The following is a 20,671-nucleotide window of genomic DNA, read 5'->3' as shown; positions in this document are numbered from 1 at the left end:
GCGGATCCGGCGGTGGTCGGGTGCGTGGCGGGCGTCTTCGCGCAGCGCCGGGAGGAGGCCCGGGGCGTGGACCGGGCCGCGCTGTGCGCGGGTTCGTCGGGGCCCGCGGCCCACGAACGGGTCGGCCGGCTGTCGGTCGGGAGCTCACGCAGCGGGCGATCGCCGGCCGGACGGGGCTGGGCGAGCGCACCGTCGCCGGTCACATCGCCCGGCTGCGTGGGCTGTTCGACGTGGAGGCGCTGTTCCGATCGGGTCGGCGGATGCGAGGACTCCGGACGGGGAGGCCCGGTGGGTAGCCGTCGGTCAGCCGGTGGCGGCGCCGGTCGGCCAGTAGCCGGGGACCGGGGGCTGCTGCCGGGGGACGTTGAACTGCTCGCCGGGGGCGGTCCAGAAGCCCTCGCGCAGGGAGAGCGCCATGCCGGCCCAGTCCAGCGCGGTCTCGACCGTGTGGTTGAGGGCCTCCTGCGACCAGGTGTCGTCGAAGACCAGCGGCAGGACGGGGGCGACCTGCTCGATGGTGGCGATCAGCGGGTTGTGGGTGATGGCCTCGTCGACGAGCAGGACGATCGGCTTGCGCAGCGCCGACGCCCAGCCGAGCTCCAGGCTCACGCCGGCCGACAGGGGGGCGCCGACGTAGGCGAACACGAGGTCGGCGGACTGGAGGGCGCGGAAGTCGGACGGAACGCGGGGCTCCGGCGCGCGGCCGGAGATGGTCCAGGCGTCGCTGTGGTGCGCGCTGTACACGGCGGCACCGCTGCGGAGCAGGGTGGTGCGGAGCGTCGTCAGCCGCGTCCGGCTGGCGAGGGTCACCACGCTGTCGGCCGGCCCGGTCAGTCGCATCAGCGGGGCGGCCAGGAACACACGTGCACGCCGACCCTCAGGGGCCTGGCTGTCGTGGTGACGCAGGTAGGGCTCGGTCATGTCGACTCCGGGGAAAGGCCGACCGGGTTATGAAGTGGTGCCGGCAGGCGTTGAGAGTGGTTGCGTCTTCAATTTTTCCGGTGCCCTGCTATGGTCAAATTGACAGTACAGCAACAGAATTGTCGGTTGATGCTGGACCATCGGGGGCGAACTGATCGTCCATCGGTGGCCCCTGCCCCGTCCAGGGCTTCCCGGTGTCATATGGCTGCCTGGCAGAGAGATGACGCGTCCGTGGTCGTGCAGGTATTGGCAGGCTCGTGCACCCTGCGGCAACATGTGGTCGATAAGTTTGCCGTGACACTGCGTTCGAAGCAGATGACTGAAGGGGTGGGTATGTCTCACTTGTGCCGTTTCGTCCGTAAGGCGGTTCTGCCTCTGGTTGTCGGTGCGGCTGCGGTGCTGGGTGGATTCCTCGCGGTCGACCACGTGAACGACGCGTCCGATTCCTCGGCCGTCGCTTCCGTCGTCGCCATGGACGACATCAGCTGGGGCTAGTCGCGCACGTCGGGCGGATCCGGACCGGGGGCCGTCCGTCGGGCGAGTCCGGCCGCGGCCAGTGGCTTCGCGTACGGAGCGTTCCGTCGCGCCACGACCCGCGCGGAGCCGGAGGACTGCCGTCGAGATCCGGCCCTACGGCCGTTTCCCGCCGGCGGATTCGGCCTGCGCCAACGCGTACCCGAGTTGGAACAACGAGTCCACGTTGTACTCCTCGCGCATCTCGGCGATGTGGCGCGCCAGGGTGCGTTCGCTGATTCCCAGGCGTCTCGCGATGACCCGGTGGTTGGTCCCGGCCAGCAGCAGATCGATGATCGTCTGGCGGAGCCGGGAGACCACTTGCTGGGGGACGGTGCGATCCCCGTCGAAGTCCAGCGCGCGACTCCAACTGGGCTCGAATACCTGCTCGGCGAGATAGCTCGCCACCGCCGGTTCGTGGATGAACGCCGCCATGTTCAAGTCGTGCGCGACCGGGATGACGGCGATTTTCCGGTCTATGACGATGAGCCGGGTGTAGGGCTCGTCCAGGGTCCGGTACTGCCCGCCGGCCTTGGCCAGGCGCGCCACGTAGTCCCGAGTGGGCTGGTGGTAGCGCGTGCTGGCGTGGTAGATCGTCCGGATCTCCGTGCCGTTGCCCAGCATGGCGAGGTCCCGGTCGATCACCGAAGCCAGCAGTTCGGGAGGTCTCGGGCCCCCCGGTTGGAGTGCCAGTGCCTCTTCCGCGCCGGCATCCGCGTACTGCTGCATCTTCTGGTTTATCAGCACCTTTCCGTGGACGTACTCGATAGAGCCGCCCCCCTGCCCCGGAGTGTGAAACTCCTGGGCGAGGTCGCTCAATTCGGCGGGAAGTGCGACGGACCGGGAAAGAAGGTCGAGTGCCTGCCGCTGCCATGAGCTGCTGAGGCTCTCCGAGAGCTGGGTCGGGTCGATGGCGACCAGGTTGTCCAGGCTGTCGAGGTCCGGTACCAGCAGCCCTATTCGGATCAATTCGTCCTGCGGACCCGAGTCCTCCGGGGATGCGGCGACTTGTGGCGTACGACCGCCGGCCCTGACGATTCGCAGGAAGAGCGCACGAGCTTCTGCCGAGAGTATTGGTGCCCCACCTGCGATGGGGCCGAGTTGAGCTCGTCCACTCATGTCGGCTCCTTGCCGTTGACCCAGACCCGCCGGGACCCGTTCCATCAGATCCTAGGGCGGGTGACCATTACTGACGATGAGATCGCCGCTCCCCCCTGAACCAGGGCCGGTCGCCGGATCGACACTCTCTCACCACACGGCAGCCGCCGGCACCCCCCGGGAGGAGGGGCCGGCGGCCGGTGGATGGTCCCGTCAGCGCTTGGGGCGCCAGACCACCAGAGCGCTGGACTGCGGGGTGGGCGGCTGGTACGGGACGAGGTCGCGGCGGTAGGAGGCGTGGACGGCCGCCTCACGCTGCTGGAGGGCCGTGGCCGCGCCCTCCAGGGAGTCGACCAGTTCCGCGATGCGGGACTGGAGGGCGGTGACCTGGTTCTCCAGCTCGATGATCCGCTTGATGCCCGCCAGGTTGATGCCCTCGTCCTGGGAGAGCCGCTGGACCTCGCGCAACTGCTGGATGTCGCGCGCGGAGTAGCGGCGGCCGCGGCCGGCGGTGCGGTCGGGGCAGACCAGGCCGAGGCGGTCGTACTGGCGCAGGGTCTGCGGGTGCAGACCGGACAGCTCGGCGGCCACGGAGATGACGTACACCGGGGTGTCCTCGGTGAGGACGTACGGCGGCGGTGCCGCGGCGGCCCGGCGGGTGCGGCGGGGGCCGGCGCCGGGCAGGCCCTCGCCGAGGCCGGCGCCGATCGGGGTGTCGGGGTCGATCGGATTCATCGGGGACATCTGGTCGTCACGCTCCCTTCGCCGCCCGGAACAGGGCGGCGCGCGGATCGTCGGAGGCGGTGGCCTCGCGGTACTGCTCGAGGGCGTTCAGCGCGTCGCCGGTGACGTGCCGGGGCACCACGACCTCGACGGTGACGAGGAGGTCGCCGCGGGTGCCGTCCTTGCGGGTGGCGCCCTTGCCACGGGCGCGCATGGTGAGGCCGTTGGCGCTGCCCGGGGGCAGCTTGAGCTTCACCGCCGGACCGTTCAGCGTGGGCACCTCGATGGTGGCGCCGAGCGTGGCCTCGGGGAAGGTGACCGGGACGGTGACGGTGAGGTTGTCGCCCTTGCGCCCGAAGACCGGGTGCGGGTCGACGTGCACGGTGACGTAGAGGTCACCGGGCTGCCCGCCGCGCTCGCCCTGGGCGCCCTTGCCCTTCAGCCGGATGCGCTGGTCGGCCTGGACGCCGGCCGGGATCCGGACCTGCATGGTGCGGGCCGAGCTGGCCCGGCCGCTGCCGTGGCAGTCGGTGCACGGGTCGTCGACGATCATGCCCCGGCCGCGGCAGTCCTTGCACGGCTCGGAGAGCGCGAAGGCGCCCTGGCCGCGGCTGACGGTGCCCGCGCCGACGCAGGTCGGACAGACCCGCGGGGTGGTGCCGGACTTGGCGCCGGTGCCGTTGCAGGTGCGGCAGGGGGCCTGGCTGGTCATCCGCAGCGGGACGGTCGCGCCGTCCACCGCCTCCTCGAAGGAGAGCGTCACCTCGGTCTCGACGTCCGCGCCGCGCCGGGGCTGGGCCTGCCGGGTGCCGCCGCGGTTGAAGAGGCCGCCGAAGACGTCGCCGATGCCGCCGCCACCGCCGCCGGGGCCGCCCTGGCTCCCGCTGAAGAGGTCGCCGAAGTCGAAGCTGTAGCTGCCGGTGCCGCCGGGGCCGCCGGCGGCCCGGAAGCCGCCGTTGGCGAAGAGGCTGCGGGCCTCGTCGTACTCCTTGCGGCGCTTCTCGTCGGAGAGGACGTCGTACGCCTCGGAGATGTCCTTGAACCGCTCCTCGGCCTTGGCGTCACCCTTGTTGGCGTCGGGGTGGAACTCGCGCGCGAGCTTGCGGTAGGTCTTCTTGATCTCGGTGGCGGTGGCGTCCTTGGGCACGCCGAGGACCTTGTAGTAGTCCTTCTCCACGTAGTCCTTGCCGCTCATGCGTCCACCTCGCTGCACTCGGCAGCCGCAGAGCGGTACACGCGCCCCTCAACGGTTCGCTCGCTGCGCTCGCTCACGGCTTCCGCCACCTCCCGATGTCCATCGTCACAGAACTGTCAACAGGCACCGGGCGAAGGGCTGTTGACAGAGCGCTGCGGAGCCGGCCGCCGTACTGGCCGGCGTACGACTCCGCAGCGCACTGGGTGTCAGCTGTCACAGGTTGTCAGCTGTCCGAGCCACCGTCGGACTTGTCCGCGTCGGCGGACTTCGCCTCGGCGTCCGAGGACGCCTGGCTGCCGGGCTGGGGCTCCGCGACGGCCACCATCGCCGGGCGGATGATCCGCTCGCCGATGCGGTAGCCGGGCTGGAGGATCTGCACACAGGTGTCCTCGGTGACGTCCGAGGAGTAGCTGTGCATCAGCGCCTCGTGCATGGTCGGGTCGAAGGGCTCGCCCTCCTTGCCGAACTGCTGCAGGCCCAGCTTGGCGACGACCGTCTCCAGCGACTCGGCGACGGACTTGAAGCCGCCCGTGACCTCGCCGTGCTCGCGGGCGCGGCCGATGTCGTCCAGGACCGGGATCAGCGACTCCAGGATGTTGGAGACGGCGATCTCGCGGACGGTCAGCCGGTCGCGCTCGACCCGCTTGCGGTAGTTCTGGTACTCGGCCTGGAGGCGCTGGAGGTCACCGGTGCGCTCGGCGAGCTCGCGCTTGGCAGCGGCGGCCTCGTCCGAACCGGACTCTCCGGAGCCGGCCGCGGCGGCCTCCTCGGCAGCCTTGATCACAGCCTCTTCGGCGGCGGAGTCGTCGCCGGGCTTGCCACCCTGCGGCTTGTCCGTCATGCCGCACCGCCCTTGGGCTTCTCGTCGTCCACGATCTCGGCGTCGACGACGTCGTCGTCCTTGGCCTGGGCGGAGTCACCGGCAGCGGCGGCACCGGCGGGGGCGTCGGCGTTGGCGTACAGCGCCTGGCCGAGCTTCTGCGCGGTGGTGGAGACCTTCTCCGAGGCCTCGCGGATCTTCGCGATGTCCTCGCCCTTCAGGGCCTCCTTGAGCTCGCCGATGGCGGTCTCGACCTCGGTCTTGACGTCGCCCGGCAGCTTGTCGGCGTTGTCGGCGATGAACTTCTCGGTCGAGTAGACGAGCTGCTCGGCGGAGTTGCGGGTCTCCACGGTCTCGCGACGCTTGTGGTCGTCCTCGGCGTACTGCTCGGCCTCGCGGCGCATGCGGTCGACCTCGTCCTTCGGCAGCGAGGAGCCGCCGGTGACGGTCATCTTCTGCTCCTTGCCGGTGCCGAGGTCCTTGGCACCGACGTGCATGATGCCGTTGGCGTCGATGTCGAAGGTGACCTCGATCTGCGGCAGGCCGCGCGGCGCCGGCGGCAGGCCGGTCAGCTCGAACATGCCGAGCTTCTTGTTGTACGCGGCGATCTCGCGCTCGCCCTGGTAGACCTGGATCTGCACGGACGGCTGGTTGTCCTCGGCCGTGGTGAAGATCTCGGAGCGCTTGGTCGGGATCGTGGTGTTGCGCTCGATCAGCTTGGTCATGATGCCGCCCTTGGTCTCGATGCCGAGGGACAGCGGGGTGACGTCGAGCAGCAGGACGTCCTTGACCTCGCCCTTCAGGACACCGGCCTGCAGCGCGGCGCCGATGGCGACGACCTCGTCCGGGTTGACGCCCTTGTTGGCGTCCTGGCCGCCGGTCAGCTCCTTGACGAGCTCGGCGACGGCCGGCATGCGGGTCGAGCCACCGACCAGGACGACGTGGTCGATCTCGGAGAGCGAGATGCCGGCGTCCTTGATGACGTTGTGGAACGGGACCTTGCAGCGCTCCAGCAGGTCCGCCGTCAGCTGCTGGAACTGGGCGCGGGTGAGCTTCTCGTCCAGGTGCAGCGGGCCCTCGGCGGAGGCCGTGATGTACGGCAGGTTGATCGAGGTCTCGGAGGACGAGGACAGCTCGATCTTCGCCTTCTCGGCGGCCTCGCGCAGACGCTGGAGGGCCATCTTGTCCTTGGACAGGTCGACGCCGTGGCCGGACTGGAAGACCTTGACCAGGTGGTCGACGACGCGCTGGTCCCAGTCGTCGCCACCGAGGTGGTTGTCACCGTTGGTGGCCTTCACCTCGACGACCCCGTCGCCGATCTCCAGCAGGGAGACGTCGAAGGTGCCGCCGCCGAGGTCGAAGACCAGGATGGTCTGGTCGTCCTTGTCGAGGCCGTACGCGAGGGCGGCCGCGGTCGGCTCGTTGACGATGCGCAGGACGTTCAGGCCCGCGATCTCGCCGGCCTCCTTGGTGGCCTGGCGCTCGGAGTCGTTGAAGTACGCCGGGACGGTGATGACGGCGTCGGTGACGGTCTCGCCCAGGTACGCCTCGGCGTCCCGCTTCAGCTTCTGCAGCACGAAGGCCGAGATCTGCTGGGGGTTGAAGTCCTTGCCGTCGATGTTGATCTTCCACCCGGTGCCCATGTGGCGCTTGACCGAGCGGATGGTGCGGTCGACGTTGGTGACCGCCTGGCGCTTGGCCACCTCGCCGACCAGGACCTCGCCGTTCTTCGCGAAGGCGACGACGGACGGCGTGGTCCGAGCGCCCTCGGCGTTCGTGATGACGGTGGGCTCGCCACCCTCCAGAACGCTGACGACCGAGTTCGTCGTACCGAGGTCGATGCCGACCGCGCGTGCCATCGTAGATACCTCCACGGAAGAGTTGAGCTTTACAGGCTCAAGGATGCACGACCCGGTGGGTCGCGTCAACAGGTATGAGTTCGTCCCGCTCAACTTTGCTGAGCGCGGGGCGGATGCGGGGCGGATGTGGGGCGGATGTGGGCGGGTGCGGGGCGGTCCGCGGGCGCCCCGGCACCCCGGTCGGCGTCCGCGGGCCTGCCGCGCCGTGGCGGGGGTGCGCCCACGTGACTGCCGCCATAGCTTGGGAATCTTCTGGAGAACTGTTGCGCACCGGTAATGTCCGGGCCGTCGGCCCGGCAAGTTACCGACCAGTACACTCAGTTCCGAAAACCGTAGGGCCGAGGGCCTGCTCAACCGCAAAGCCGCAGGAGACGGAGAGCCGATGCAGCTAGCAGCGATCGTCATCTCGCTGGTCACATTCGTGATCGGCACCGCGCTCGCCGCCCGTGCGGCGCTGTACATCTACAAGGTGGTCCGCACCGGTGCGCCGGACTCCACCCGCTTCGGGCAGCCCGCCCAGCGGGCGAAGACCCTCGCGACCGAGTTCGTCGGCCACACCAGGATGAACCGGTGGGGGATCGTCGGCATCGCCCACTGGTTCGTCGCCGTCGGCTTCTTCAGCCTGGTGCTGACCATCGTCAACGCCTTCGGCCAGCTCTTCGACGCCGACTTCGCGCTGCCGATCATCGGGCACTGGATGATCTGGCAGCTCTTCGTCGAGCTGATCGGCACCCTGACCACGCTGGGCATCCTGGTCCTGATCGTGATCCGGCTGATGAGCCTGCCGTCCAGGTCGGGCCGCAAGTCCCGGTTCGCCGGCTCCATCGCCTGGCAGGCCTTCTACGTCGAGTACACGATCCTCGGCATCGGCCTCTGCATCCTGATGCTGCGCGCCCTGGAGGGCGCCCTCAACGGCGTCGACTCGTACGGGCCGGAGCACCTGGTCTCGTACCCGCTGGTCTCCGTGCTGAGCGGCCTGTCGCACGGCACGCTGGAGAACCTGATCTACCTGTTCGCGATGCTGAAGATCTGCATCTCGTTCGCGTGGGCGACGACCATCGGCCTCAACCCCTCGATGGGCGTGGCCTGGCACCGCTTCCTCGGCTTCTTCAACATCTACTTCAAGCGCGAGGAGGACGGCGGCACCGCGCTCGGCGCCCTCCGTCCGATGACCAGCGAGGGTCGGCCGATCGACTTCGAGGACCCGGCCGAGGACGCCGTCTTCGGCGTCTCCCAGGTCGAGCACTTCTCCTGGAAGGGCATCCTCGACTTCTCCACCTGCACCGAGTGCGGCCGCTGCCAGTCGCAGTGCCCGGCCTGGAACACCGGCAAGCCGCTCTCGCCGAAGCTGCTGATCATGAGCCTGCGCGAGCACGCCTACGGCAAGGCGCCCTACCTGCTGGCCGGCGGCGGCAAGGACATGGAGGGCGAGGAGCGGGCCACCGCCGAGCAGCTCGCGGACGTCCCGGCGGCCGCCCTCGCCGAGGCCGAGCGCCCGCTCATCGGCACCGCCGAGGAGAACGGCGTCATCGACCCGGACGTGCTCTGGTCCTGCACCACCTGCGGCGCCTGCGTCGAGCAGTGCCCGGTGGACATCGAGCACATCGACCACATCGTCGACATGCGCCGCTACCAGGTGATGATCGAGTCCTCGTTCCCGACCGAGGCCGGGACGATGCTCAAGAACCTGGAGAACAAGGGCAACCCGTGGGGCATGGCCACCAAGGCCCGCCTGGACTGGGTCAAGGAGCTCAAGAAGGAGACCGGCATCGAGGTGCCGGTGATCGGCGAGGACATCGACCCCGCCGAGGTCGAGTACCTCTACTGGGTCGGCTGCGCCGGCGCCCTGGAGGACCGCGCCAAGAAGACCACCAAGGCCTTCGCCGAACTGCTGCACACCGCGGGCGTGAAGTTCGCGATCCTCGGCAAGGAGGAGTCCTGCACCGGTGACTCCGCCCGCCGCCTGGGCAACGAGTTCCTGTTCCAGATGCTCGGCGCACAGAACGTGGAGACGCTGAACGCGGCCCTGGAGGACGCCCCGGTCAAGCGGATCGTCGCCACCTGCCCGCACTGCTTCAACACCATCGCGAACGAGTACCCGCAGCTGGGCGGCCACTTCGAGGTCATCCACCACACCCAGCTGCTGCAGCACCTGATCGACGAGGGCAAGCTCGTCCCGGTCAACCCGGTCGAGGGCCTGATCACCTACCACGACCCCTGCTACCTGGGCCGCCACAACAAGGTCTACAGCCCGCCGCGCGAGATCATGGACAAGGTCCCCGGTCTGCGCCAGCAGGAGATGCACCGCCACAAGGAGCGCGGCTTCTGCTGCGGCGCCGGCGGTGCCCGGATGTGGATGGAGGAGCGCATCGGCAAGCGGATCAACACCGAGCGCGTGGACGAGGCGCTGTCGCTCGACCCGGACATCGTCTCCACCGCCTGCCCGTTCTGCCTGGTGATGCTCTCCGACTCGGTCAACGGCAAGAAGAACGAGGGCGCGGCCAAGGAGCACCTGAAGGTGGTCGACGTGGCCCAGCTGCTGCTCGACTCGGTGAAGGCCCTCCCGCCGGCCGGGAGCGAGGAGCAGAGCGCGACGGTGGACGCGTGAGCAGTGCCTGACCAGGCACCGGCCACCTCCTGAACCACCGCCGCGGAGCCCGCTGTTCGACAGTTCTGCTACAACCGCCCGGCCCGGTGGACGCCGCTGACGCGTCCGCCGGGCCGGGCTTTCGGACTCTCCGGGCGGCCCGCGCCGGTACGGCGGGCGTACGGGGAGTGACGGCAATCGCACAGGCGCCGGACGGGCATTCGGTCGGAAGCAAATACAGTAGGCCCGGACCGGCTTCGTGCTGGTCGACCCGTTCCGGACGGAAGCCCCGGGCGGGTGGCGACCCGCGTCGGCCGGACGGCCGGGTCCCGACCGACGACGAGGTGTCGGCCCGGCGGGCCGGGCCGCAGAGACCACAAGGGGAACAGCGCAGACCATGACCGAGGCGATCATGCTGGTCGGTGGTAAGGGCACGCGACTGCGTCCGCTGACCACCCACACCCCCAAGCCGATGCTGCCGGTGGCAGGCGTCCCGTTCATCGCGCACCAGTTGGCCCGTGCGGCGGCCGCCGGCGTCACCCGCGTCGTGCTGGCCACCTCGTACCTGGCCGAGGTGTTCGAGGACCACTTCCAGGACGGCACCCCGTACGGAATCGAGCTCGTCTACCTGACCGAGCGCGAGCCGCTGGGCACCGGAGGCGCCATCCGCAACGCCGCCTCCGGGCTGACCTGCGGCCCCGACGAACCGGTGCTGGTCTTCAACGGCGACATCCTCTCCGGCGTCGACATCGCCGCCCTGCGCGACGGCCACGTGGCCGCCGGGGCCGACGTCACCCTGCACCTCACCCGGGTCGAGGACCCGCGGGCCTTCGGCCTCGTCCCGACCGACGAGGACGGGCGGGTGCTGGAGTTCCTGGAGAAGCCGGAGACCCCGGAGCAGATCGTCACCGACCAGATCAACGCCGGCTGCTACGTCTTCACCCGGTCCGTGATCGACCGGATCCCGGCCGGCCGCGAGGTGTCCGTCGAGCGCGAGACCTTCCCCGAGCTGCTCGACACCGGCGCGCTGCTGCGCGGCGTCGTCGACACCTCGTACTGGCTGGACCTGGGCACCCCGGCGGCCTTCGTCCGCGGCTCGGCCGACCTGGTGCTCGGCAAGGTCGACTCCCCGGCCGTCCCCGGCCCGACCGGCGACGCCCTGCTGCTGCCCGGCGCCACCGTCCACCGGGGCGCGGTGCTCAGCGGCGGCACGGTGGTCTCCGAGGACGCGGTGGTCGAGGCCGGCGCGATCGTCGAGGGCAGCGTGATCCTCCCGGGCGCGGTGATCGGCCCGGACACCCTGGTCAAGGACTCGATCGTGGGCGCCTTCGCCACCGTCGGCGACCGCTCGGCGCTGGACGGCGCCGTGATCGGCGACGGCGCGATCGTGGAGTCGGACAACGAGCTGCCGAACGGCATCCGGATCGCCTGCGGCACCCTGCTGCCGGTCGGCGCCGTCCGCACCTCGGCCGGCCCGGGCGGCTGCCCGGCCGGCACCAGCGCGGCCGCGGCGGTCCACGGGCCGTCGGTCGGCGCCCAGCGGTAGCGCCCCGGGGCCGGGGCCGGAGGGTTTTCGGCCCCGTTCGTCTCAGCCTCGCTGCAAACCGGCCCCGGCTCCGTCCGGGGGCCCACGCGGGCCGGGCCGGACGGGTACCTTCGGACCGTGGCTGGTAATCGATACGACAGCGGTCAGGGCGCCGACCGCCCGCACGGCGGGTGGTCGGCCCCTCCGCCGCCGGCGGCGCCCGGGGGGCACGGGGGAACGGACGGGCCGGAGTACTTCACGGCCTCGCACCCGGCGGCGCCCGGCGGGCCCGGCGGCGGTCCGTCCGGCGGTCCGGGGCACCCGGCGGGGGACGGGTACGACCCGTACGCGGCGGACCGGCCCGGCAACACCCGGGCCTTCCCGGCCGGCGACCCGTACGCGGGCGGCGGCCCGTACGGGCAGCAGCCGTACCAGGGGCACCCCGGCTACTACGACGACGGCCACGGGCCGCAGCAGCCGCCGTACGGCTCCGACCACGGCTACGGTCCCGAGCAGGGCTACGGCTCCGAGCAGGGTTACGGCTCCGAGCAGGGCTACGGTCCCGAGCAGGGCTACGGCTCCGACCAGGGCTACGACCAGCAGCCGTACGGGCAGGACAACGTTGCCACCTACCGGGCCGGCGGCCAGTCCGCCCCGCACGTCGCCGGGCCCCGCCCGCAGTGGCGCGAGCTGTTCACCGGCCTGTTCCGCTCCCCGACCGCCGTCTTCGACCGCACCCGGGACCACCAGGTCTGGCTGCCCGCCCTCACCGTCTCGCTGCTGTACGGCGCGCTCGCGGTGCTCGGCATCGGGCTGACCCACGACGACATCGTCAACTCGACCTTCACCGTGGCGCTGACCGGCATCCTCGCCGCCGCGATCGGCTTCACCGTGGCCGGCGCGCTCTTCGGCGGGGTCACCTACGCGATGGCCCGCCAGCTGGGCGGCGACGGCCCGTGGAAGGCGACCGTCGGCCTGGCCGCGCTGATCGGCTGGCTCACCGACGCGCCCCGGCTGCTGCTCGACCTGGTGATGCCCTCCGGCAGCATCGTCGTCCAGGTCGTCGGCTGGGCCACCTGGATGCTCTGCGCGTACCTGCTGACCAGCATGGTCCGGCGGCTGCACGACCTGCCCTGGGGCAAGGCCGCGGCCGCGTCGGCGATACAGCTGGTCGCGCTGCTGGTGCTGATCAAGCTGCCGACACTGGGCTGAGGGCTCCGAAGGGCGAAGGGCAGAATGGGGGCGGGTCGCGGCCGAGCGCCGGGCCCGCCACCCTCGTCGTCCACCTTCACCGGAGCCAGGCATGACCCTCCCCACCACCCACGTCAGCTTCCCGGCCGGGGCGGTGACCGGCGAGTCCCCGGTGCTCGCGGTGCACCCGCTGGCCGACGGCCGGTACGCCGTCGTCACCGAGGCGACCCCGTTCCACCCGCTCGACCACACCTGGCCCGACCAGCCGGCCGACCACGGCACCCTGACCGTGGACGGCACCGAACTAACCGTGGTCGACTGCCTGACCGGCGCCGTCGGCCCGGAGGGCGGGGAACCGCTGGTCGGCGCCGACATCCCGGTCCGGCGCGGTGACGAGGAGTGGTCCTGGCTGGTCCTGCACGTCGTCGACGGCGACCCGGGGGACCTCGTCGGCCGTACCGCGGCGCTCGCCGTCGACGCCGACCGCCGGGGCGCCCTCAGCGCCTCGCACAGCGGCTGCCACCTGCTCGCCCTCGCCCTGAACGCCGCGCTCGCCCCGCGCTGGCGCAAGGACCCGGGCCGCTCGGACGCCTTCGGCCACCCGGACTTCGACAGCCTCGCCATGGCGAGCTCGGTGATGGACACCGCGGCCAGCACCGACACCTACCGGCTCGGCAAGTCGCTGAAGAAGAAGGGCTTCACGGTGGACGCCACCGAGGAGTTCCCGGCCCTCGCCGACGCCCTGCCGGCCCTCACCGAGGCCGTCAACGAGCGGCTGGCCGCCTGGGTCGCCGCCGACGCCCCGGTCCGCATCGAGGTGCCCGGGCCCGAGCTCACCGCCCGCCGCCAGTGGCACTGCGAGCTGCCCGAGGGCGGCGCGCAGATCTTCTGCGGCGGCACCCACCTGCACCACCTCGGCGAGCTGGCCGGGCTGCGCACCGAGCTGCGGCTGTCCGAGGACGGCACCGAGCTGGTCGCCGTCACCAGCCCCGAGCGGGCCTGAGAAACGCCACGGGCGGCCGCCCCGTCCGTCCTCGGACGGGGGCGGCCGCCCGTCGTGCGTGCGCTCCGTCGGTCCCGCGGGCTCCGGTGGCCCGGCGGGAGTGCGGGCCCGGTGGGGCCCGCGGTCAGATCTTGGTCTGGTGGAAGTTCAGGTACGAGCGGGACGGCGTCGGGCCGCGCTGGCCCTGGTAACGCGAGCCGTAGCGCTCCGAGCCGTACGGGTGCTCCGAGGGCGAGGAGAGCCGGAACAGGCACAGCTGCCCGATCTTCATGCCCGGGTAGAGCTTGATCGGCAGCGTCGCGACGTTCGACAGCTCCAGGGTCACGTGGCCGCTGAAGCCCGGGTCGATGAAGCCGGCCGTGGAGTGGGTGAGCAGGCCCAGGCGGCCCAGGCTCGACTTGCCCTCCAGCCGGGAGGCGACGTCGTCGGGCAGCGTGATGACCTCGTACGTCGAGGCCAGCACGAACTCGCCGGGGTGCAGGATGAACGCCTCGTCGCCGTCCGGCTCGACCAGCCGGGTCAGGTCCGGCTGCTCCTCGGAGGGGTCGATGTGCGGGTACTTGTGGTTCTCGAACACGCGGAAGAAGCGGTCGAGGCGCACGTCGATACTCGACGGCTGGATCATCGCCGGGTCGAAGGGGTCGATGCCGACCCGACCCAGGTCGATTTCGGTCCGGATGTCCTTGTCAGAGAGCAGCACGCTTCGAGGTTACGTGCAAGAAAGGGCCCCGGACGAATCCGCCCGGGGCCCGTCACTCCGTCCGTCCGCCGTCAGGCCAGGAACTCCGCGGCCTCCAGCCGCATCGCCCGCGCCAGTTGCGGCTCCGACAGCTCCCGCACGTCGGCCAGCACCGAACTCCGCAGCCGTCCGCACTGCGGACAGCGGATCAACCGTCCGGGCCCGAGCCGGCCCGGACCGAGGTTCTGCATCGGGAACGTGGTGGTGCTGAACAGGTGCCCCTCGGCACAACGAACGACGGCGCGCTGCTCCATCGATCCCCTTCCCATCCCTAACCCAGTACTCACCCGTACTCGCACCCCGGCGGCCGAGCCCCGGGACAGCGTCACATTAGGGGATGTTCCGGACATTCCTCACCATGGCTCGCCGCCTCGGCTCCCACCCACCGGAGCACTCGCACGCGGCCCAAACAGTACGCCCCCGCACCCGCCCCACCGCTCTCCGCCACGTCCGCGGACCCCCCGTGCAACCACCGTCGCAGATGGGGTACAGTGACACTGGATCGAGCGGTCTCTGACGGCTCATCAGGCGGGCGTAGTTTAATGGTAGAACATGAGCTTCCCAAGCTTAGAGCGCGAGTTCGATTCTCGTCGCCCGCTCCAGCAGTAAAGCCCCAGGCCAACGGCCTGGGGCTTTCGCATTGTCTAGACCAATTCGACACCGCCGTGCCAGATTCGTGCCAGAACGCTCCCGGGGCAGCAGCCGCCTCCAGGTGGGGCGTGCTCGGCGGGGCGCCAGGAGCCGTCCTCAGTCGGCAGGGGGATCACATCTTAGTAGCTCGAATATCTCTCCATGCCACCCTCGGCGGAGACGAATTCGGTCCGTCAGATCCTTGAACTGTTTCATGCGTTGACCAAAGCAACGTGAGCACCAGAATTCCGAGTCGCTGCTGACGGCCTTTGGGTCAAGGCCCGCCAATGGATTTCTACATCCTGCACATGCGACACTGGCAGGCTCGCCATGCTCGGTGACGGAGTAGGCGTCGTAATCTCGAGTCGTCCGCCCTTTGGGCTCGGGCCGCATAGAGGATCGCATCGAACGCCTCTGGCTCATAGAGAGTCGAGCTTTCCCCGGGTGCAGCTCTGCGTTTGCCCGCTCCCATGCCATCTCCCATGACTTCAGCGCTGGGCCTCTCACGCCGCAGGTTCGCGCGAAGGCCGCGACAAATTCGCGGCTCGGCGGGTTCTGCCTATTAAAAACGCGACTTAGGGTCGAGATGGAGAGTCGGCCGTACCCTCCAGCCCGAATGGCCAGCTCGCGGTATGACCTGTACCCATCCCTGCGATGAAGATCTACGAGTGCGGCATGGAGATCTGAGAAGCTCTCGACGTAGCTGATATGTATGGTGGGAAGTTGCTTCTTTGCTGGAGGGATGACGTTTTCACTCCGCGCAAGCTTCCACAGCCGTTCGGCTTCGGAGGTGTCGGAGCCACATGCTTTCGCGAATTCCTGCACTACCGCCAGCCGGGGGATCTTCTTGCCAGAAGCGGCGCGCCTCAGGGTGTCGTCGCCATAGGAAGTCAGTGTCGCCAACTTCTCGTAGCTCAGCTTCGCGCTCTCGCGTTGGCAGCGAAGCCAGTTCGCGAGAGCGCGTAGCGACTCACTCTGCGCGCCGACGGGATTCTCTCGGCGCCCCACTGCTACGCGGCTTTGAGGCGCGCCAAGCGTACCGGCGTGACCTTGAGGCGCTTCTTGAGCCGCAGCCCAAGATCAAACGTCTGAGCGCCCACTGCCAGCGAGAGGGCGCTGGGAACGCTTGAGATCGTAAGGACCGTAACCAGCAGGATGACGATCACCACCAGCGTGACCTCGTACGAACCGAGCGTTGGCGTCTTGTTGTTGACGCACCGGGCTGCAAGCTTCGACCTGCTCATGAGATGTCCTTCGCGTATGGGCTCCAACTTACGGACGTGAAGCGGTGGTTGCCGACACCGTCCGCACGTCTGACTTGATTTTGACAGGACGTCACTTTGAATCCCAGTTCGCGACCGCCGGCACAGAGCTTTTCCGCAGAAGTGTTTCAACCTGGCGACCACCTGGGGCCCCTCCCAAAACGGCCGCACCGAACGGATCTGCGCAGGTCAGAGCCTTGCCTGCTCTGCCATTTCCGCAAAATCGTTCCAGTTGGGGTTGACCTGCTGGCACCTCGCCCCCATCGTTGTGGCTGAGATGGACATGCATGCCCACCGCAATGGAGCAGCCATCTCTTCCGGGCGCTGTGGGCTCCACCCAGGCTTCGGAACCGCCGGAAGTGGATCACGTTGCCGCGAGGATCGCTTCTGAAGTAGCGCACGTCAGTCATCTGGCGTGCGCTACTTGGTCGCACCCTCGGCCGTCGAGCCTGGTTTGTCGAGCGGTGACAGGTAGCGTTCCTATGGCATGCCGATCTGAGCCCCGTGGCCTGGCATGGCGCAGGCGGGGAGGTCACTTCACCGAATCGCGTGTGCTCTGGATCGCTGTCGGGAGCGACTGAGCCCGGCCGGCGAGAAGCTGGCCGGGCTCGTCCTCCCTGGGTGGTTACGCCTCGCGGGCTTCCCCTTCGAGGCCGGAGACCGGTCGTCGTCGGCGGGCGGTGCGGATGTCGACGACGGCGGCGCTGATGCCGTCGGAGATCCTGGTCTGCTGCTCCTCGGTGGAGTGCTGGTAGATCAGCGCGGCGCGAGGGGAGTTGTGGCCCATGAAGGCCATGAGGTCCCGGAGGCTGGCGCCGGTGTTGGCGGCGAGGACGTTGCCGGTGTGGCGGAGGTCGTAGAAGCGGAGGTGGTCGAGCCCCAGCTTCTTGCGGGCCTTGCGCCACTTGCGGCCGAAGGTCGAGCGGCGGAACGGGGCTCCGCGCTCGCCGACGAAGAGCAGGCCGTCCTCTCCCTCCTGGGCGTACCAGCGAAGGTGCCGCTCGAACTCCGGCAGGAGCTCGGGCGGGATGCGCAGTGCCCGCTTGCCGGCCTCGGACTTGGGGTCGCCCACGGCGCGTTCACCAGTGCAGAGTTCGGGGGCCGCGCGGCGGATCCACACGACTCCCTTCTCCAGGTCGACGTCGCGGCGCCGGAGTTCGGCCTGCTCCTCCGGGCGCAGGGCCATGAAGGCGGCGATGAACACCATCAACTGCCAGCGCGGGCCCATCAGCTCGGAGAGTTGGAGCACCTGCTCGATGGTCGCGTGCGGGCGCTCGGCGGCCACCTCCTTGCCGCCGCCCTTGACGCGGCAGGGGTTTCGGCGGATCAGCTCGTCGTCGACCGCGGTCTCCATGATCGACTTGAGCAGGCGGTAGGACTTGGCGGCGGTGGTCTTGATACCGCGCTTGCGGAGTCCGGCGCGCCAGGAGCGGACATGGGGAGCGGTGATCTCCTTCACCTCGGACTCGCCGAAGGTCGGCGCGATGTGGAGCCGGAGGAGCCGGCGGTACAGCTCCTCGGTGAGCGGCGCGAGGTCGCGCTCGTCGATCCAGGCAGTGGCGTAGAGGAGGAAGTTGACGGCCCCGGCGTTGGGGTCGCGCCACTCGCCGCGACGCATGTCCGCCTCGGTCTCGACGAGCCAGGCCTCGGCGTCGCCCTTGGTCTCGAAGGTCTCGGGCGCGTTGCGCAGGGCGCCGTCGGGGCCGGGGTAGCGGGCCTGGAAGCGGCCGGAGGGGAGCTTGCGGACGGAGCCCCAGCGGCGCCGACGGCCGGAGGTGTTCGCCATCAGACAGCCCTCCCGAAGCGGGAGCGGCCGGAGCGGGACGGACGCATGGCGGGGACGGTGCTGGCCTCGATGTAGGCGGTGAGGACGCTCTTGGCGATGCGGACGTGGGTGCCGATCTTGACGAAGGCGATGCGGCGCTCGGCGATCAGACGCCGGGGGAAGCGCTCGCTGGTGCCCAGGCGTTCGGCGACCTGGGCGACGGTGAGGTACTGCTCGGGCACGCGGCTCCAATCGCGGTGGCCCGGGCTGCAACCCGGGCCACCGCGTGCGGTGTCGTGGATGGGCGGTGTGAGGGGAGGGGAGTGGGCGCCGTCTCCGGGCAGGTGTGGGCGCGCGGGTGCGCGGCGACTGCGGGAGTGGCGTGGAACAGCGCGGGGCGCTGGAAGGGGAAGCCGCCGGGTGCCGGGTGGGCGGGCGGCGGCTGGAGAGGACCGTCAGATCGGTCTGGGAATTTCGGCGGTGAACGCCGGAGCCGCCGGAGTCGGCCGCGTGGACGGGCGGGGCGACGGGAGGGTGGTGCGCTTGGTGGGCGGCACGCGGTTCCTTCCTCGGTGGCTGGTGGGCTGCAACCCTGCACCGGGGTCGATCGTCGTGGATGGGCGGTTCGCGCGGTTGGTGGCCGCGTGGGGTGTGACGTTAGCTCTGCTTCCCGGCCGTGCCAAGCGGCGCTTCCGTGGTGCAGTGGGGACTGTAGACGGCGTCCGGCTCGCTCCCAAGAACGATCACGTTCGTGCTGCGGATCGCCCGGTTACTACTCCTGCGCGGCGGCGTCCGACGGCTTCTCGGCCTGCTGGAAGGTCGGGTAGCGCAGGAAGACCATCGGGCTCTCGCGGACGGGGCCGCGGCGGCGGTTCTCCTCGGCGATGGCGCGGGCGATGCGGTCGTTCAGCTCCTTGGCGTGCTGGGGGAACATCGCGTTGTACTGGTCGACGGCCTTGAACACCGAGCTGGTGCTCTGCATGAGGTCGAGCAGGAAGCGGTATCTGGCGACCACTTCGGTGGTGAGCTGAGTGATGTGCTTGTCGGAGGAGGACTCGGGCGGGCCGAGGAACTCCTCCAGCGGCAGGCCGAAGACCTTGGCGAAGCCGATCGCCTCGTCGAGGTTGATCCGGCGGCGGGGCTCGCCGCTCTCGATCCGCCAGACGGAGGACTGGTTCATCGGGTAGCCGGCAGCGGTCATCCGCTTCGCGAGTTCGCCGGTGCTCCACCCCAGGTACTCGCGTTCCAGGCGGACCCGTTCGGCGGCGTGTTCTTCGCTCAGCTCGGGTGTTGGCGATGGGCTTTCCGGCGCGGCCGGCTGCTCGGACATTCGATTCACCTCGCATCGATGGCTGATGGCATTTGCATGGGAGCCGGGTCGACTATAGGGTGACCCGTAGAGGATCGCAAGTCGATGCAAAGCGCATCGAGCGCTTTCTCTGCTCACGGAGATGCCGAAGGCCCCCGGTGCTACCAACACCGAGGGCCTGAAAGGTCCCAAAACCGCCCATCCACGACGATCGACCCCGGTGCAGGGTTGCAGCCCGAACGCACCGAGGAAGGAACCTGCGTGCTCCAGCGTACGGTGTTGCCCACCGCCGACGCAGCCGTCCGGCTCAGCCCCCTTGTTGTCTCCCGTCCCCGTGCCACCTTCTGGGACCGCCTCGCCGTCTCGCTGATCGGTTTGGCCGGCTTCATCCTGTCCTTCGACGCCCTCCAGCAGATGGCCGTCGCGATCCACGTGCGCGGACCGCTGACGTACGTCTTCCCGTTCACCATCGACGGGTTCATCGCCTACGGCGTGCGCGCCCTGCTCGTCCTGCGCGCCGCATCCTGGCCCGCCCGGGCCTACGCCTGGCTGCTGTTCGCAGGAGCGACGGCGGCAAGCGTGTGGGCGAACGCCCTGCACGCGGTCCGGCTCAACCACGTGCTCGACGGAACTGGTCCGCTCCGGCTCGGGGACGCGGCGGTCGGCGTGCTCGCCACGCTCTCGCCGATCGCCCTCGGCGGGGCCGTCCACCTCTACATCCTCATCGCCCGGCACATTCCCGAGCAGCCAGCTGGCCAGGGCGGCCCGGCCGAGGCGACTTCTGCCGACCCCGTGCCGTCGGCCGCCGACGAGCCGGACGGGACGGCTGCGGCCGGTCCGGTCCAGGAGCCCCGCGATGCCGACGACCATCCGTCCGCCGAGGGCGGTGATGGTCAGGGGGCCGGGTCGGCAGAACTGCCCGTCCCCGAGGAGCCGACGGACGGCCGCCCCTCGGACGAGGGGGAGGAGGTCCGGGCCCGACGGACCGGACGGCCTCCGGGCGCGTCGATGGACCAACTGCTGGAGGTCAGCCGTCCGGCGGTCCGGGCGCATGGCCGGCCCAGCCGTCCGGTCGTCGAGCGCGCGGTCCGCGAGGCCAACCTGCCGCTCGGCAGTACTCGCTTCACGGTCCTGATGGACGAACTCCGCAAGGAGTTCCCGGAGGACCAGGCCCGCCAGCACCCGTCGACCGACTGACCCGACCAGGGTGACCGACCGGACCGGTCCGGCCGGTCACCCCGACTTCTGCCGATGCGCAGAAGTCCTCCGCTCACCGGTCCCGCCTGCGGTCGATGACTGACCCTGGCGGGACCGGCAGCTCTCGTCCCGTCGACCGCGTGGTCCCCGACGCCGCGCGACCGCCGACCCGTACCAGCGATGTCCGGCGCCACCAAGCCGGACCCTGCGCGGACACTGTCGCCTCTTCCCACACACCCCGTACCCGAGGACCATCTTCTGACCGACATCCGACCCGCAACCTGCCCGCACCTGGCAGGCGCCATCGACTCTGTTGACCGCAACGACGGCGACC

At 70.0% G+C, this 20,671-nt stretch carries 18 protein-coding genes, 1 tRNA gene and 1 pseudogene; 7 read left to right on the top strand and 13 right to left on the bottom strand.

The window, feature by feature from the left end:
• Positions 1 to 303: 303 nt before the first annotated feature.
• Positions 304 to 921, bottom strand: coding sequence for a TIR domain-containing protein (locus ACWD4P_RS06515; RefSeq protein ID WP_051709310.1), 618 nt, complete (start codon positions 919 to 921; stop codon positions 304 to 306).
• 231 nt (positions 922 to 1,152) lie between these two features.
• Between ACWD4P_RS06515 and ACWD4P_RS06510 the strand changes: the two genes are divergently transcribed.
• Positions 1,153 to 1,416, top strand: coding sequence for a hypothetical protein (locus ACWD4P_RS06510; protein ID WP_359817778.1), 264 nt, complete (start codon positions 1,153 to 1,155; stop codon positions 1,414 to 1,416).
• A 135-nt stretch (positions 1,417 to 1,551) separates the two neighbouring features.
• Here the strand turns inward: ACWD4P_RS06510 and ACWD4P_RS06505 are convergent, their stop codons facing one another.
• From ACWD4P_RS06505 to dnaK, 5 genes are all read right to left on the bottom strand, one after another.
• The gene (locus ACWD4P_RS06505) at positions 1,552 to 2,553 is read right to left on the bottom strand and encodes a helix-turn-helix domain-containing protein (RefSeq protein ID WP_359817780.1); all 1,002 of its coding nucleotides are present in this window, start codon (positions 2,551 to 2,553) and stop codon (positions 1,552 to 1,554) included.
• Positions 2,554 to 2,745: 192 nt separating this feature from the next.
• Positions 2,746 to 3,276 (bottom strand): heat shock protein transcriptional repressor HspR, encoded by a 531-nt coding sequence (locus ACWD4P_RS06500; protein ID WP_359817782.1) that lies wholly within the window; start codon positions 3,274 to 3,276, stop codon positions 2,746 to 2,748.
• Between the two features lie 7 nt (positions 3,277 to 3,283).
• Positions 3,284 to 4,450 (bottom strand): molecular chaperone DnaJ, encoded by a 1,167-nt coding sequence (gene dnaJ / locus ACWD4P_RS06495; RefSeq protein ID WP_359817784.1) that lies wholly within the window; start codon positions 4,448 to 4,450, stop codon positions 3,284 to 3,286.
• 223 nt (positions 4,451 to 4,673) lie between these two features.
• The gene (gene grpE / locus ACWD4P_RS06490) at positions 4,674 to 5,291 is read right to left on the bottom strand and encodes a nucleotide exchange factor GrpE (protein WP_359817786.1); all 618 of its coding nucleotides are present in this window, start codon (positions 5,289 to 5,291) and stop codon (positions 4,674 to 4,676) included.
• On the bottom strand, positions 5,288 to 7,129 hold the full coding sequence (gene dnaK / locus ACWD4P_RS06485) for a molecular chaperone DnaK (RefSeq protein ID WP_359817788.1): 1,842 nt from the start codon (positions 7,127 to 7,129) through the stop codon (positions 5,288 to 5,290). The genes grpE and dnaK overlap by 4 nt, the downstream gene beginning before the upstream one ends.
• Before the next feature lie 382 nt (positions 7,130 to 7,511).
• Between dnaK and ACWD4P_RS06480 the strand changes: the two genes are divergently transcribed.
• From ACWD4P_RS06480 to ACWD4P_RS06465, 4 genes and pseudogenes are all read left to right on the top strand, one after another.
• A complete protein-coding gene (locus tag ACWD4P_RS06480) occupies positions 7,512 to 9,737 on the top strand; it encodes a heterodisulfide reductase-related iron-sulfur binding cluster (RefSeq protein ID WP_449778791.1) in 2,226 nt (741 codons plus the stop codon).
• 376 nt (positions 9,738 to 10,113) lie between these two features.
• Positions 10,114 to 11,187, top strand: a pseudogene (locus tag ACWD4P_RS06475) (sugar phosphate nucleotidyltransferase); the annotation flags it as partial.
• A 192-nt stretch (positions 11,188 to 11,379) separates the two neighbouring features.
• Positions 11,380 to 12,453, top strand: a complete 1,074-nt coding sequence (locus tag ACWD4P_RS06470) for a YIP1 family protein (RefSeq protein ID WP_449778790.1) — start codon at positions 11,380 to 11,382, stop codon at positions 12,451 to 12,453.
• Between the two features lie 91 nt (positions 12,454 to 12,544).
• Positions 12,545 to 13,435, top strand: coding sequence for a metal-dependent hydrolase (locus ACWD4P_RS06465; protein ID WP_449778789.1), 891 nt, complete (start codon positions 12,545 to 12,547; stop codon positions 13,433 to 13,435).
• Between the two features lie 124 nt (positions 13,436 to 13,559).
• Here the strand turns inward: ACWD4P_RS06465 and dcd are convergent, their stop codons facing one another.
• Together dcd and ACWD4P_RS06455 are read right to left on the bottom strand one after the other, a co-directional pair.
• Positions 13,560 to 14,135, bottom strand: coding sequence for a dCTP deaminase (dcd, locus tag ACWD4P_RS06460; RefSeq protein WP_359817795.1), 576 nt, complete (start codon positions 14,133 to 14,135; stop codon positions 13,560 to 13,562).
• 71 nt (positions 14,136 to 14,206) lie between these two features.
• Positions 14,207 to 14,428: a hypothetical protein gene (locus ACWD4P_RS06455; protein ID WP_174315667.1), complete on the bottom strand. Its 222-nt coding sequence runs from the start codon at positions 14,426 to 14,428 to the stop codon at positions 14,207 to 14,209.
• Positions 14,429 to 14,702: 274 nt separating this feature from the next.
• On the opposite strand from ACWD4P_RS06455, the gene ACWD4P_RS06450 reads away from it, so the two are divergent.
• Positions 14,703 to 14,776: transfer RNA gene (locus tag ACWD4P_RS06450), tRNA-Gly, on the top strand.
• Positions 14,777 to 14,921: 145 nt separating this feature from the next.
• Here the strand turns inward: ACWD4P_RS06450 and ACWD4P_RS06445 are convergent.
• From ACWD4P_RS06445 to ACWD4P_RS06425, 5 genes are all read right to left on the bottom strand, one after another.
• Positions 14,922 to 15,812: a helix-turn-helix domain-containing protein gene (locus tag ACWD4P_RS06445; RefSeq protein WP_449778788.1), complete on the bottom strand. Its 891-nt coding sequence runs from the start codon at positions 15,810 to 15,812 to the stop codon at positions 14,922 to 14,924.
• Between the two features lie 2 nt (positions 15,813 to 15,814).
• Positions 15,815 to 16,048, bottom strand: coding sequence for a hypothetical protein (locus tag ACWD4P_RS06440; RefSeq protein WP_449778787.1), 234 nt, complete (start codon positions 16,046 to 16,048; stop codon positions 15,815 to 15,817).
• Between the two features lie 643 nt (positions 16,049 to 16,691).
• The gene (locus ACWD4P_RS06435) at positions 16,692 to 17,852 is read right to left on the bottom strand and encodes a tyrosine-type recombinase/integrase (RefSeq protein WP_449778786.1); all 1,161 of its coding nucleotides are present in this window, start codon (positions 17,850 to 17,852) and stop codon (positions 16,692 to 16,694) included.
• Entirely contained in the window at positions 17,852 to 18,073 is a 222-nt protein-coding gene (locus ACWD4P_RS06430) for an excisionase family DNA-binding protein (protein WP_449778785.1), read from the bottom strand. Before ACWD4P_RS06430 ends, ACWD4P_RS06435 begins: the two co-directional genes overlap by 1 nt.
• Positions 18,074 to 18,603: 530 nt before the next feature.
• Positions 18,604 to 19,161, bottom strand: a complete 558-nt coding sequence (locus ACWD4P_RS06425; RefSeq protein WP_449778784.1) for a helix-turn-helix domain-containing protein — start codon at positions 19,159 to 19,161, stop codon at positions 18,604 to 18,606.
• A gap of 240 nt (positions 19,162 to 19,401) precedes the next feature.
• Here ACWD4P_RS06425 and ACWD4P_RS06420 point away from each other — a divergent pair, with 240 nt between their 5' ends.
• Positions 19,402 to 20,337 (top strand): DUF2637 domain-containing protein, encoded by a 936-nt coding sequence (locus tag ACWD4P_RS06420; RefSeq protein ID WP_449778783.1) that lies wholly within the window; start codon positions 19,402 to 19,404, stop codon positions 20,335 to 20,337.
• Positions 20,338 to 20,671 lie beyond the last annotated feature (334 nt).

The sequence above is a fragment of the Kitasatospora sp. NPDC002543 genome (genome assembly GCF_053594915.1).
Note: the sequence above shows the minus strand (reverse complement) of the source record. Positions and strands in the feature narration are given on the sequence as shown.

Bases quoted from the DNA above. Each gene is read 5' to 3' on its own strand.
- ACWD4P_RS06505 (WP_359817780.1), bottom strand. From the start codon at position 2,553: ATGAGTGGACGAGCTCAACTCGGCCCCATCGCAGGTGGGGCACCAATA.
- ACWD4P_RS06435 (WP_449778786.1), bottom strand. From the start codon at position 17,852: ATGGCGAACACCTCCGGCCGTCGGCGCCGCTGGGGCTCCGTCCGCAAG.
- ACWD4P_RS06500 (WP_359817782.1), bottom strand. From the start codon at position 3,276: ATGTCCCCGATGAATCCGATCGACCCCGACACCCCGATCGGCGCCGGC.
- ACWD4P_RS06425 (WP_449778784.1), bottom strand. From the start codon at position 19,161: ATGTCCGAGCAGCCGGCCGCGCCGGAAAGCCCATCGCCAACACCCGAG.
- dnaK (WP_359817788.1), bottom strand. From the start codon at position 7,129: ATGGCACGCGCGGTCGGCATCGACCTCGGTACGACGAACTCGGTCGTC.
- grpE (WP_359817786.1), bottom strand. From the start codon at position 5,291: ATGACGGACAAGCCGCAGGGTGGCAAGCCCGGCGACGACTCCGCCGCC.
- ACWD4P_RS06465 (WP_449778789.1), top strand. From the start codon at position 12,545: ATGACCCTCCCCACCACCCACGTCAGCTTCCCGGCCGGGGCGGTGACC.
- dnaJ (WP_359817784.1), bottom strand. From the start codon at position 4,450: ATGAGCGGCAAGGACTACGTGGAGAAGGACTACTACAAGGTCCTCGGC.
- ACWD4P_RS06440 (WP_449778787.1), bottom strand. From the start codon at position 16,048: ATGAGCAGGTCGAAGCTTGCAGCCCGGTGCGTCAACAACAAGACGCCA.
- ACWD4P_RS06455 (WP_174315667.1), bottom strand. From the start codon at position 14,428: ATGGAGCAGCGCGCCGTCGTTCGTTGTGCCGAGGGGCACCTGTTCAGC.
- ACWD4P_RS06480 (WP_449778791.1), top strand. From the start codon at position 7,512: ATGCAGCTAGCAGCGATCGTCATCTCGCTGGTCACATTCGTGATCGGC.
- ACWD4P_RS06515 (WP_051709310.1), bottom strand. From the start codon at position 921: ATGACCGAGCCCTACCTGCGTCACCACGACAGCCAGGCCCCTGAGGGT.